A 13,382-nucleotide genomic window follows, 5' to 3' on the forward strand; every position below is an offset into this window, starting at 1 on the left:
GCTTGTACGACTACATAAAAGGGCAAGTCACACGTGTGACGCCTGAACATATTACACTCGAACAGGGCGGGATAGGTTGGCTTATAATGACGCCGAATCCGTATGCTTTTCATAAAACAGAAGATATCCAGCAAGTGTTTACTTTTCTGCATGTCCGAGAAGATATTCAGTTACTTCTCGGTTTCAAATCACTTGAACAGCGAGAATTGTTTAAAAAGCTGATTACGGTTTCAGGTATCGGTCCAAAAGGTGCGCTCGCAATACTTGCTAGTGGCATTCCCTCACAAGTGATTGGCGCAATCGAACGGGAGGATGAAACGTTCCTAGTTCAATTTCCTGGAGTTGGGAAAAAGACGGCGCGGCAGATGATCCTCGATTTGAAAGGGAAATTGTATGATTTATTTAATGCAATGGACATGCCAGATGAGGATGTTACACTTCTTACAATGGCGGAAAATGGTGCGCTTGATGAAGCAATACTTGCACTAGAAGCACTTGGTTACTCTCAGCGAGAGCTGACGAAAGTGAAACCGAAATTAGAAAAAGAAGAACTTGATACAGAAGGGTACATGAAAATGGCACTTCGATTATTATTGAAACAGAATTAATGAATATATTAATTGAAGTATTGAATCCGGTGTATAAACAGAGTGAACGCGCCTAGCGCCGAAACGAATTTGAAGGGAATCTTTATTTCAATTTATATAGCAACGGCAGAAAGGGGGGCGGACAATGGAGGAACGTGTTATTTCCGGAGAAGTATCGGAGTTCGATGAACGTTTTGAACAATCGCTTAGACCGCAATTTCTGACTCAATATATCGGACAGGAAAAAGTGAAAGAAAACCTCAGTATTTTCATCGAAGCAGCAAAAGGCCGCAGCGAAAGTTTAGACCATGTCCTATTGTATGGACCACCGGGTCTCGGAAAGACGACGCTCGCAACCGTCATTGCCAATGAAATGGACGTCAATATCCGAATGACTAGTGGCCCTGCAATTGAACGCCCTGGTGATCTCGCAGCTGTCGTTTCATCTCTCGAACCGGGAGATGTGTTGTTTATCGATGAAATCCATAGGTTAAACCGTGCAATCGAAGAAGTGTTGTATCCTGCGATGGAAGACTTTTGTTTGGATATTGTTGTAGGGAAAGGGCCATCTGCACGCTCGATACGACTCGATTTACCGCCATTCACACTGATCGGGGCAACAACACGTGCAGGCGCATTATCTGCGCCGCTAAGAGACAGGTTCGGCGTTCCACTTCGGCTTGAGTATTACGATGTTGCTCCACTCAAGGAAATCGTCATTCGCAGTGCAGGGCTTTTTGAAGTGGCTATCGACGAGCAGGCGGCTGTTGAAATTGCCCGCCGTTCCCGTGGTACTCCGCGTATTGCAAACAGGCTGTTACGCCGTGTGCGAGATTATGCACAAGTAAGAGGCAACGGCAGCATTACAATTGATATTGCAAATGACGCGCTTGAAATGCTGCAAGTCGATTCACATGGTCTTGATCATATTGACCATAAGTTGCTAACTGGAATGATTGAACGCTTTCGTGGCGGACCTGTTGGGATTGATACGATATCCGCAAGTATTGGCGAAGAGTCGGTGACAATTGAAGATGTCTACGAACCCTATCTTCTTCAAATTGGCTTTATCCAGCGGACGCCGCGCGGACGGATTGCGACTCGTCTTGCATACGAGCATTTCGGCTATCCAGTTCCCGAGCACAACGATTTCTAATTCAATTATAAAGGGAGAATTTATAGACGATGGATGTAAATGATTTTGATTTCGATTTACCAGATAATCTTATTGCACAAACTCCGTTGCTAGATCGCACAGCAAGCCGTCTTATGGTTCTCGACCCTGAGACTGGGGAAGTAAAACACAATCATTTTCGCGATCTTCTCGATGAACTTGAGTCTGGAGATATACTCGTACTCAATGATACGCGGGTTCTGCCTGCACGTTTGATGGGCGTGAAAGAAGAGACTGGCGCTATGATTGAAGTGTTGCTGCTGAAGCAAACTGGAGACGACGAGTGGGAAACGCTAGTGAAACCTGCGAAGCGAGTAAAGCTTGGAACGATTGTTACATTTGGCGATGGACGTTTGAAAGCAGAATGCACGGGCATTCTGGAACAAGGTGGGCGTATATTCAAGTTTATTTACGAAGGTATTTTTTATGAAATCCTAGATGAACTCGGACAAATGCCATTGCCGCCTTACATTACTGAGACGTTGGATGATCAGGCACGCTATCAAACGGTATTTGCGAAAGAACGTGGTTCTGCGGCGGCACCGACAGCAGGTCTTCATTTTACGGATGAAATCTTGGCAAGTATTCGGAACAAAGGGGTCAATATTGCATTCATCACGCTGCATGTCGGTCTCGGCACTTTCCGTCCGATAAGTGTAGATACGATTGAAGATCATACGATGCATTCCGAATATTATCATGTCACCGAACAAACAGCGGCAGCAATAAATGAAGCTAAAGCTCAAGGTGGGCGCGTTATAGCAGTTGGTACAACTTCTGCGCGGACACTCGAGACAATCGCTTCGGAAAATGGCGGTAAAATTATACCTTCGAGTGGATGGACGTCTATTTTCATCTACCCTGGTTATGAGTTCAGTATTTTGGATGGACTATTAACTAATTTTCATTTACCTAAATCGACGTTGATCATGCTGATTTCAGCACTAACAACTCGAGACCATATTTTAGCGGCATATAACAAGGCAGTTAAGGAAAAATATCGCTTCTTTAGCTTTGGAGATGCAATGTTCATAAAACCGTCACAAAGGAAGGAATCATAAAATGACAGCAGTCACATACGAACATATCAAAACATGTAAACAAACCGGAGCACGTCTTGGAATTGTCCATACACCTCACGGTTCATTCGAAACACCAGCATTTATGCCAGTTGGTACACAGGCAACTGTCAAAACATTGTCACCGGAAGAGTTGAAAGAAGTCGGAGCAGGAATTATTTTAAGTAATACCTACCATCTATGGCTTCGTCCGGGTCAGGATATCATTGAAGAGGCAGGCGGACTACATAAGTTCATGAACTGGGACAGACCGATTCTGACTGATTCAGGCGGTTTTCAAGTATTTTCACTAAGTGAATTCCGTAAAATCGAAGAGGAAGGTGTCCATTTTAGACATCATTTGAACGGCAGTAAACTGTTCCTCAGTCCCGAGAAAGCGATGGAAATCCAGAATTCACTAGGCGCAGATATTATGATGGCTTTCGATGAATGTCCGCCATTCCCAGCAACACGTGAATATATGAAAGCAAGCGTAGAACGGACATCTAGATGGGCTGAAAGATGTCTCGGAGCTCATGCACGACCGGCAGATCAAGCCTTGTTCGGTATTATACAAGGCGGTGAGTTCGAGGAATTACGCGCTCAAAGTGCAAAAGATCTTGTGTCACTTGATTTCCCTGGTTACGCGATCGGTGGTCTGTCAGTCGGCGAGCCGAAAGACATTATGAACCGTATTCTTGAGCATACGACACCGCTTCTTCCACAGGACAAGCCGCGTTACTTGATGGGAGTCGGATCGCCTGACTCGCTCATTGACGGTGCTATCCGCGGTATTGATATGTTCGACTGTGTCCTGCCAACTCGCATTGCGCGAAATGGTACATTGATGACGAGTGAAGGACGTTTGAATATACGGAATGCGAAGTTCGAACGTGATTTCCGTCCACTTGATGAAAAATGCAGTTGTCATGTATGTAAAACATACAGCCGAGCTTATATTCGCCATCTTATCAAAGCGGATGAAACTTTTGGAATCAGGTTGACGTCTTATCACAATCTTCACTTCCTCCTTAATTTAATGGAGCAAGTAAGAGATGCAATTCGTCATGATCGACTCGGAGATTTCCGTGAAGAGTTTTTTGAAAGCTACGGATTTAACAAACCGAATGCAAAAAACTTTTAAATCTTGTATAATGAAACTTGATTGAAGGGGGGATATATATATGAGTGGTGGATTAGTGCAACTATTACCTTTCGTTGCGATGTTTGCAGTGATGTGGTTCTTACTTATCAGACCGGCGCAAAAGAAACAGAAAGCGACGAAGCAAATGCAATCAGGTTTGAAACGTGGAGATAAGGTTATTACAATCGGCGGTCTTCATGGCACAGTCGATGCTGTGGATGATTCATCGGTTTACCTTAAAGTTTCTGAAGGTAATACATTACAGTTCGACAGACAAGCAGTAGGACGTGTAACAGAATCAATCTAAGCTTTGTAAAAACATAAAGAGGCGATTGTCTTGGCGGGGTATTCCCCGTTCAGGCAATCGTCTCTTTTTCCGTTTTTTGCATGTATATAAGCGAAGGGGAAAAGGGCATCCTTTTTTAGAAGGTAAGGAAGTAAAGGTTTTTCGGACTGGAACAGTGTCTAGACTCGAGCGTCTAGCCAATCGAGTCACTTCAGACTTTAATTAAAGGCAATGAACGCTTTTAGCTTAAGGCCTTCCATCGAAGAGGGATTAAACTCCATCCCTCCTACTTTTCGGATCTACCAAGGCGCTTGCGCTTTTCTTAGAAGGGGGAGATTTTTATGAATGATTTACTAATCATCGGTTTTCGGACCGTTTTTCTTTATGTACTCATTTTGATCATCTTACGAATTATGGGGAAACGTGAAGTCGGTGAGCTTGGAGTAATCGACGTTGTTGTCTTTATAATAATGGCAGAAGTTGCTGCATTTGCACTTGAATCCCCCGACCAGAATATAATTCACTCTATTCTACCGATGATTATCTTGCTCTTTATTCAACTCATTTCCTCTTATTTTTCATTAAAAAGTAAAAGGTTTAGAGACATTGTCGACGGTGAACCAACACTTATCATTAGGCACGGAGTCATACTGGAGCAGGAAATGCGAAAACAGCGCTATAATTTGGATGATTTGTTCCAGCAACTTCGTGAGCAGCAGGTCGGCTCCGTCCATGAAGTGTCTTTCGCGTATTTGGAACCGTCTGGAAATCTATCGGTTTTTAAACATGATGATATTCAACCGGTACTTGCGCTGATTTCAGACGGCTATATTCAATCTAGACATTTAGAACTTATCGGTAAAACAGACGAGTGGCTTTTAAATGGACTCAGGCAACTTGGAGTGAATGATGTAAAAGAAATTTTTTATTGTTCATTTGAAAATGATGAACTGAAGTTCCAGTTAAAAGAAGCTTATCAATAATTTTTCAAGAGTTTCTTAAATAGAAATAGATCACTTTTTTTCACTTGGCCAGTCAGAATTAAAATAACCAGAAGGAAAACTATCGAAATTGCACATTCTGTAAATAATCCGAAATCCCCGATTGGTATGAAAATCGGACGCATGATACAAGTCATGATAAATGAAGCATATGGCAAAGCAAATATAGTGAAACCAGTAGCGGTCGATTTGTTTTTCCGAAGTGTTGCTATATGAAGGAATGATGTAATTAGCACACCGAAGCCGATCGCAAGGACTGCCCCTGTCACTTGTAGACCGGGCTGGGAAGCGAGGATGAACATGACCCCAAGTTTAGCGATACCGCCGTATACGGAGTTCATCATCCCTGCCTTGGCGTCACCCGTTGCTTGTAAAATTGAATAGAGAGGACCTTGGATATAATAAAAGAAAAAAACAGGAGCAAGTAACGCCATATAGGATGCTCCTTGGGTAACGTGAAATAGTTTCTCAGCCAACTCCTGCCCGTGGATGAAAAAAACTGTAGCTGCAAAAGTTCCTGTTAAAGCGGATAAGCGCAGGGACAGATGAATCCGTTCTTTCAGTTTACTCGTATTATTTGACGCAACTGCTCCGCTTACGGCGGGAACCAGGACAACAGACAAGGCATATGGGATGAAAGCAGGGAATAGGAGTAGCGGCACGAGTACACCGGATACAATGCCATACAGTGTTGTGGCAGCTACAGCTGAAACCCCTGAAAATGCGAGTGCGCGGAGGAAGATAATTGGTTCAAGGAACCAAGTAAACGTACCGAACAGACGGCTACCAGACGATGGCAAAGCGATCGCCAGCAGAGGTTCCATTGGATAACGCTTAAGTTTTTCTTGTTGTTTTGGTCTGCGTTTCTGTTGCTGTCTATATTTGAACAACAAATAGAGGACAGATAGCATTTCGGCAAGAAGCGTAATGCCCATCGCATAAGCTGCACTCAATGCTGTATTGTCAGCTACAAGAAGATGTGGCAAAAGCCATGTGATTAGCGCAATCCGGCATATTTGTTCAATGATTTGTGACCAGGCTGTTTCTTCGATACGTGCGATACCTTGGAAATATCCGCGGATCAAGCCCCCAATGGCAGCAATTGGTACGATTGCGATTCCGACGTACAGTGTTATGGATGATGCTGAATTACCGAGAAGCGTTTCAGATAAGTAGGGAACGAACAAGATTGAAGCTGGTATGAATACCGTTGCTGTCAAAATGGTAATGAAGGAAGCAGTCTTCATAAGGGAAGGGATTTTTACGGATTGCCCTTTCGCTTCGAGTTCAGCAATCACTTTGGCTATGGCAATCGGTACACCAAGCTGAACAAGTGACAGGAAAAAGATAAAAGCGGGATAAGCGGTCATGTAGATGCCGACCGCTTCTTCGCCTGCAATCCGCATGAATTGAATCCGGAAGACGAATCCTAATAGCTTGGTTAGGAAGACGGCAACCATCAGGACGACAGTTCCGCGGATGAATGAAGACAATTTAAACAACTCCTTCTCAATTCCGGTCATTTCATATACACTAAACCTATGCAGAAATATCCATACTTACGACTGTATAGGAAAGGGATGGAAAAGATGCCTAGAGAATTCGGCCGACTGTTCACACATATGTTGCCTGCAATTGAAAGCAAAAAAACTGAATTTCATCTGTACGGCTATACAACAGTAACCGAGGAGGATATTTGGACATTTTGTGTCAAGAAGAAATGGCGTAAAAAGAATATCGAGGAGATGGGAATGCATGAAATTGCGGATGGAATCCTTAAAATCACATCTGCAGAATTTATGACATTTACACAAATTGAAGAACAACGTAGTTCAAATTGGTTTTCCGATTTGAATAGTGAAGAACTTCAAATCTTACTTTCACCACGTCAAATCGAAAAGTAAACTATGAGAATATGAAATATGACTATTTGACACATGAATGACTGTGTTTCATAATAGATATATTGTGTTTTTATAATGTTTAGTATTCAGCGCCAAGTTATTGCGGGGGCGCTGTCGCTATTCTCGGAGTATGTACATAGATAAATCCCGTACAGCTGCACTCCATATTTAGAGGGGGAACTTAGATTATGAAAAGAAGAGGACGGATTGTTGCCTTTCTACTATTAATCGTCGTGTTCGGCTTGACGATAGGGACAACTGCAAATCCGATAATGAAAGATGTAAAACTAGGCCTAGACTTACAGGGCGGCTTTGAAGTCCTTTATCAAGTTGAACCTTTGAAAAAAGATGGTCCAGATATTACGGAAAAAATGGTTACTGATACAGCGAATGCGCTGACAAGCCGAGTTAACGTACTCGGAGTAAGTGAACCAAGTATCCAAATCGAGTCGGGTAACCGGATTCGCGTGCAACTTGCGGGAGTTGAGGACCAGGAGTCAGCTAGAAAATTACTTTCGACCCAGGCAAACCTAACATTCAGGGATGCTGATGACAATCTCCTTCTCGACGGAAACGATTTGAAAGAGGGCAAGGCCAAAGCGAACTTTGGCGAAAATGGTCAGCCAGTTGTTACACTTGAAATGAAATCGCCGAATAAATTCGGCGAAGTGACAACATTGATTTCGCAGAAAAAACCGGAGAACGTAATGGTCATTTGGCTAGACTTCGTAGAAGGTGAAGATTCATTTAAAGAGGAAGTAACGAAAGAGAAACCTAAATTCGTTTCTGCGCCTTATGTGGCAAATCCTATAAATTCTTCAGACGTTGAAATATCGGGTTCATTTTCTTTAGAAGAGACGAAGAGCCTCGCGGGAATTTTGAACGCAGGTGCATTGCCTGTAATTCTTGATGAGGTCTATTCGACTTCAGTTGGAGCGCAGTTCGGTGAACAAGCGCTTAACAAAACAATCTTTGCAGGAATTATTGGTATCTCGATTATTTTCCTATTCATGCTTGTCTATTACCGCCTGCCAGGTTTTGTGGCAGTCATTACTTTGTCAGTCTATATTTTCATCATCCTGCTCGTCTTCACGCTCATTAACGGCGTACTTACGCTGCCGGGTATTGCAGCACTTATGCTCGGGGTCGGGATGGCAGTCGATGCGAATATCTTAATGTACGAACGGATACGTGAAGAATTGCGAGTCGGTAAATCCGTCAAGACGTCATTCTTGGCTGGAGCAAAAAATTCTTTCACCGCCATTCTAGATGCTAATATCACGACGCTTCTTGCAGCGGTTGTCCTATTCGTTTTTGGGACAAGTTCAGTTAAAGGATTCGCGACAATCCTCATCATCAGTATTCTAGCTAGCTTCTTGACAGCTGTATGGGGGTCACGTTTACTTTTGGGTCTTCTTGTCGATAGTGGTGTGTTTGATGGGAAAACAGCATGGTTCGGTATTCCGAAAAGCAGGGTTCATGCGCCTGAAGAACAAATTGAAACATTGGAACTTACTACGAGATTTGATCGTTTCGATTTTGTAGCTACGCGCAAAAAGTTCTATGTCATTTCAGCAGTATTGCTAATTAGTGGTATCATAGCCCTTGGTATCTTCAAGCTGAACCTCGGTATTGACTTCTCAAGTGGTACGCGTGTTGAAGTGCTTGCTGACCATTCAGTAACGAAAGATGAAATTTCTACTTATCTGGATGAAATCGGGCACCCGACAGATGATATCGTCATTTCTGGTGATACGGGTAATATGGCAGTCATGCGTTACGTAGAAGATTTTAATCAAGAAGAAATCAACAAGTTTAAAGCGGATCTTGCAAAAGAGTTTGGAGCAGATCCAAATATATCAACTGTTTCACCAACGGTAGGTAAGGAACTAGCGTTAAATGCCATTAAAGCATTGCTTATTGCTATGCTCGGTATAGTTATTTACGTCGCACTTCGTTTCGAATGGCGAATGGGGGTTTCGACCATCGTTGGGCTTTTACACGATGTGTTCTTTATGGTAGCAGCGATCAGTCTTTTGCGTCTAGAAGTCGACATTACCTTCATCGCCGCAGTGTTGACGATTGTTGGTTACTCCATCAATGACACGATTGTAACATTTGACCGGATCCGGGAAAATATTAACCATCGTGGTCGTATCGATAACGTAGAGGAACTAGCAGATATCGTGAACAAATCGTTGCGTCAGACACTTGGACGTTCTGTTAATACGGTGCTCACGGTCGTCATTGTTGTAGTAGCGCTTATGTTATTCGGTGCAGAATCGATCCGGACTTTCTCAATTGCACTTCTGATTGGATTGTTTGCGGGAACTTATTCATCGATTTTCATCTCAGCTCAAATCTGGTTTGACCTGAAAAAACGTGAAATCAATAAAAAAGGCGCTATTAAAGTCGAAGATACGAAGAAACCATGGGGCTCAGACGAACCTATCGTCTAACACCTAATCGGATAAGTTTTGGTTATTCATGGAACAGGGTATACATTATGTATACTCTGTTCCATTTTTTATTTTACGAAAGGGGAAAGCTATATGAAGTTTCAGTGGAATTTGTTGCTAGGTCTTTTATTCGCCATTATTATCTCTATGTTTGCTGTCTTTAATGTTGACGCGGTACAAGTCAATTATGTCTTTGGCAAAGCGCAATGGCCACTTGTTCTTGTCATATTAGGTGCAGCTCTTCTTGGGGCTATGGTAAGCGGTTTTGTCGCGATGTTCCTAGCATTTCAATCAGGCCGTCGCATTAAAGAGCTCAAAAAAGAAATGACCTACAAAGAGATTACGATTGCAGCGCAACAGAACGAAATTGCAGAACTGCAAAAGCATTCGAGCACATCATCGAGTGAAGAAATCATTATTGAAAACAAAACAGGTTAAGTAAAGAGCATCTACTCGGTATCTCTACTGGGGAGATGCTCTTTCTTTAATTTAAATTATGCCTCCGGTGGATGTCGTAATTTATAATATGAGTTGAATGTGCAAGCGCAATACGAATTTCGGACGCAATTGCGTCGAGGCGTGATTGAAAAGGTAGCTAAAAACAGTCTTTACTTTTAGAGTCGTAGCCCATCCGCTATAATGAACGTAAGGATGTGAAGGAATTTGATCGAATCAATGAAAAGATGGAAAGTGGAACGGCCGGATGAACAACTTGTAACGATGTTGACGAAGGATCTTGGTATTTCATCAGTCCAGGCAAAAATACTTGCTTCAAGGGGAATAATAGATTCCGATGTGGCAAAAGAATTTTTACATATGGATGCATCTAGCATGCATGACCCTTTTTTACTATATGATATGGACAAAGCAGTCTCACTCATAACAACGGCAATCGCTTCAGATAAGAAAATTGCCGTATATGGCGATTATGACGGTGACGGCGTGACGAGTGTGACAGTCCTGACAACGGCATTGGAAAGAATGGGTGCAGATGTGTTTTATGCGATACCCAATCGATTCAAGCATGGCTATGGACCGAATAAAGACCTGTTCTTGGAGCTGTATGAACAAGGGGCCTCGCTTATAATTACAGTCGACAATGGCATTTCCGGCGTTGATGAAATTGCTTATGCGAAATCACTCGGAATGGACATCATAATTACAGATCATCATGAAATCGGTGAAGTGTTGCCGGCTGCAGATGCTATCATCCATCCTCGTCATCCAGCAGGGGAATATCCGTTCGGAGAACTTGCTGGAGTTGGTGTGGCATTCAAACTTGCGTGTGCGTTACTGGAAGATATTCCAGAAGATTTATTTGAACTAGTTGCTATCGGGACAGTTGCAGACTTAGTTCCGCTTCGTGATGAAAACAGATATTTCGTCAAAGAGGGCATTAGGCAGATGCGTGTTTCAAAGCGACCTGCTATCCAGGCGCTCGCACGCATCGCTAGCACTGAACAAGCAACACTCTCCGAGGAGTCAATCGGATTTATGATTGGGCCCCGTCTGAATGCTGCTGGGCGTCTAGGCGATGCTACACCTGCAGTCCAGTTATTGAAGACAGATGACGCAACGCTAGCGACAACATTAGCAAAAGAACTCGATACGCTGAATAAAGAACGACAAGCGATTGTAGCTGCAATAGCTAAAGAAGTGGAAGACATGATTTTGAAAATGTATGGTGATACAGTTCCTCTCGTCTTCGTTATCGGGGGAGAAGGCTGGAATGCTGGTGTTGTGGGAATCGTCGCTTCAAGATTAACTGAAAAATATTATCGCCCGTCCATCGTCTTGTCGATTGATAGGGAAACAGGTATTGCAAAAGGGTCTGCAAGAAGTATTGATGGTTTTGATATGTTTGCAGAGCTATCTAAAAATGCAGAGCTATTACCTCACTTTGGAGGACATCAGATGGCGGCCGGTATGTCTCTTGCGGTTACAGACGTTGTCACGCTGCGTGAAAATCTTAATAGACAGGCAGAACAAGTGCTGACAGAAGAAATGCTTACGCCTGAAGTGCGAATCGATGTTCCGCTGTCAATTAGTGAAATTGATGTTAGCGTTTTGGAATCGCTGGAACTGCTACGTCCGTTTGGAATGGCTTTTGAAAAGCCTGTTTATATGCTCGAAGATATTACTGCCACAACTGTACGGAAAATTGGTGCGGCAAAGAATCATATGAAGCTGGAATTAGCGGATGAGGGCGTTTCACTCGATGCCATCGGATTCGGACTAGGTCCTATTGCTGACCAATTGACACCAGGTGTAAAGTTGTCGGTCACGGGCGATTTGCAGGTGAATGAATGGAATGGTAATAAGAAGCCTCAGTTATTAATCAGCGATATCCGTTCTGATGATTGGCAGCTGTTTGATTTACGAGGTGTGCGTGAAGCATCAAGATGGCTGCCAACCATTCCGCTAGACGACACATTATTTGTTGCTTTCCATGAACAAACGGTGACACATTTTCAATCATCCATGAAGGGGATTGTCATTACTCTATTCGGACAAGAAACAATATCGAAGGCAGAAAATCTTGTCCTTTTAGATATACCGGACGATGTTAACCAGCTTGAAGAACTTGTGGATTCTATCCGTCCAGACCGTATCTACGCACACTTCCATGCATCCGAATCAAAGTATTTTGATGGGATTCCCGATCGAGAACAGTTTGGCTGGTATTACAGTTTCTTGAAAAAACGTGAGAAGTTTGACTTCGTTACGAACGGAGAACAACTCACAAAACATAAAGCGTGGAAAAAAGACACGCTTTATTTCATGTCAAAGGTGTTTTCTGAGCTAGGATTTGTTAAGATGGAAGATGGTTTTGTTTCTGTTCAGGAGACGGCCGGAAAACGCGATTTGACGGAGGCGCCATCTTACAAAGAACGCGAACGTCAGATCGAGCTTGAGAAAAGACTGCTATATGCGCCATATATGGAACTGAAACAATGGTTCGATATTATGCGAAATGGAATTGTCGACAGGGAGGAACACTAATGGATTTGAAAGAATATGTAACGATTGTACCGGATTATCCGAAAAAAGGAATCAGCTTTAAGGATATTTCAACAATCATGGATAATGGTCAAGCTTATAAATTCGCAACAGATGAAATTGTTAAGTTTGCGAAAGAAGTTAATACAGATATTATTGTAGGTCCTGAAGCACGTGGATTTATCATCGGCTGCCCGGTTGCCTATGCACTTGAAGTAGGATTTGCCCCTGTCCGTAAACCTGGAAAGTTGCCAAGAGAAACAATTGAAGTTGAATATGATCTTGAATATGGTAAAGATACATTAACAATTCACAAAGATGCCATAAAACCAGGTCAGCGTGTACTAATTGTCGATGATCTTCTTGCGACAGGCGGTACGGTATGTGCGACAGTCGAACTTGTTGAAAAGTTAGGCGGAGTTGTTGCAGGCTGTGCGTTTATCATTGAGCTGTCGTATTTAAGCGGCCGTGAAAAATTGCAAGGTTATGACATGCGTTCATTGATCACATATTGAAAAAATCCTCCGCCATAATAGGTGGAGGATTTTTTCATAGGTGAATCAATTTCATACTAGGGTTATAAAACGGAAAAAACGAACAATGTTGATTTCAGCTTCAGATGGACGCTTTCCGCGGGCACGGCTACATCTACTGCTCCCAACGCTTCGCTTTTGGTCGCAAAAGCCGTCCTACGTTACGACTCTTCCTGCGGGGTCTTCAGCTCGCGCTGTTCCCGAGGCTTACAGTATGCGGCGAACTTAGGTTGCCA

At 43.0% G+C, this 13,382-nt stretch carries 12 protein-coding genes; 11 read left to right on the forward strand and 1 reads right to left on the reverse strand.

Annotated elements, in window-relative coordinates; all coding sequences use genetic code 11:
* Positions 1–2: 2 nt before the first annotated feature.
* The 6 genes from ruvA to FQ087_RS03450 all read left to right on the forward strand — a co-directional run bounded on the left by ruvA (position 3) and on the right by FQ087_RS03450 (position 5,232).
* Positions 3–608 (forward strand): Holliday junction branch migration protein RuvA, encoded by a 606-nt coding sequence (ruvA, locus tag FQ087_RS03425; protein WP_149579145.1) that lies wholly within the window; start codon positions 3–5, stop codon positions 606–608.
* A 124-nt stretch (positions 609–732) separates the two neighbouring features.
* Complete coding sequence (ruvB, locus tag FQ087_RS03430; RefSeq protein WP_149579146.1) at positions 733–1,743, forward strand: Holliday junction branch migration DNA helicase RuvB; 1,011 nt, start codon at positions 733–735, stop codon at positions 1,741–1,743.
* Between the two features lie 29 nt (positions 1,744–1,772).
* Positions 1,773–2,822, forward strand: coding sequence for a tRNA preQ1(34) S-adenosylmethionine ribosyltransferase-isomerase QueA (gene queA / locus FQ087_RS03435; protein WP_149579147.1), 1,050 nt, complete (start codon positions 1,773–1,775; stop codon positions 2,820–2,822).
* A gap of 1 nt (position 2,823) precedes the next feature.
* Complete coding sequence (tgt, locus tag FQ087_RS03440) at positions 2,824–3,963, forward strand: tRNA guanosine(34) transglycosylase Tgt (protein ID WP_149579148.1); 1,140 nt, start codon at positions 2,824–2,826, stop codon at positions 3,961–3,963.
* A gap of 40 nt (positions 3,964–4,003) precedes the next feature.
* The gene (yajC, locus tag FQ087_RS03445) at positions 4,004–4,270 is read left to right on the forward strand and encodes a preprotein translocase subunit YajC (RefSeq protein WP_149579149.1); all 267 of its coding nucleotides are present in this window, start codon (positions 4,004–4,006) and stop codon (positions 4,268–4,270) included.
* Between the two features lie 320 nt (positions 4,271–4,590).
* Positions 4,591–5,232, forward strand: coding sequence for a DUF421 domain-containing protein (locus FQ087_RS03450; RefSeq protein ID WP_149579150.1), 642 nt, complete (start codon positions 4,591–4,593; stop codon positions 5,230–5,232).
* On the opposite strand, the gene FQ087_RS03455 is transcribed toward FQ087_RS03450, so the two are convergent.
* On the reverse strand, positions 5,226–6,743 hold the full coding sequence (locus FQ087_RS03455; protein ID WP_149579151.1) for a putative polysaccharide biosynthesis protein: 1,518 nt from the start codon (positions 6,741–6,743) through the stop codon (positions 5,226–5,228). The two genes, FQ087_RS03450 and FQ087_RS03455, sit on opposite strands and share 7 nt — an antisense overlap.
* A gap of 96 nt (positions 6,744–6,839) precedes the next feature.
* Here FQ087_RS03455 and FQ087_RS03460 point away from each other — a divergent pair, with 96 nt between their 5' ends.
* The 5 genes from FQ087_RS03460 (at position 6,840) to FQ087_RS03480 (ending at position 13,128) form a co-directional block, all read left to right on the forward strand.
* Positions 6,840–7,154 carry a post-transcriptional regulator gene (locus tag FQ087_RS03460; RefSeq protein ID WP_149579152.1) on the forward strand — a complete coding sequence of 105 codons (315 nt, stop codon included), beginning with the start codon at positions 6,840–6,842 and terminating at the stop codon, positions 7,152–7,154.
* Between the two features lie 188 nt (positions 7,155–7,342).
* Positions 7,343–9,613 carry a protein translocase subunit SecDF gene (secDF, locus tag FQ087_RS03465; protein ID WP_149579153.1) on the forward strand — a complete coding sequence of 757 codons (2,271 nt, stop codon included), beginning with the start codon at positions 7,343–7,345 and terminating at the stop codon, positions 9,611–9,613.
* A gap of 93 nt (positions 9,614–9,706) precedes the next feature.
* Positions 9,707–10,051, forward strand: coding sequence for a LapA family protein (locus tag FQ087_RS03470; protein WP_149579154.1), 345 nt, complete (start codon positions 9,707–9,709; stop codon positions 10,049–10,051).
* Between the two features lie 225 nt (positions 10,052–10,276).
* Positions 10,277–12,616, forward strand: a complete 2,340-nt coding sequence (gene recJ, locus FQ087_RS03475; protein WP_149579155.1) for a single-stranded-DNA-specific exonuclease RecJ — start codon at positions 10,277–10,279, stop codon at positions 12,614–12,616.
* On the forward strand, positions 12,616–13,128 hold the full coding sequence (locus FQ087_RS03480) for an adenine phosphoribosyltransferase (RefSeq protein ID WP_149579156.1): 513 nt from the start codon (positions 12,616–12,618) through the stop codon (positions 13,126–13,128). Before recJ ends, FQ087_RS03480 begins: the two co-directional genes overlap by 1 nt.
* The last annotated feature ends 254 nt before the right edge of the window (positions 13,129–13,382 follow it).

This window comes from Sporosarcina sp. ANT_H38, from assembly GCF_008369195.1.
Taxonomy (GTDB): Bacteria; Bacillota; Bacilli; order Bacillales_A; family Planococcaceae; genus Sporosarcina.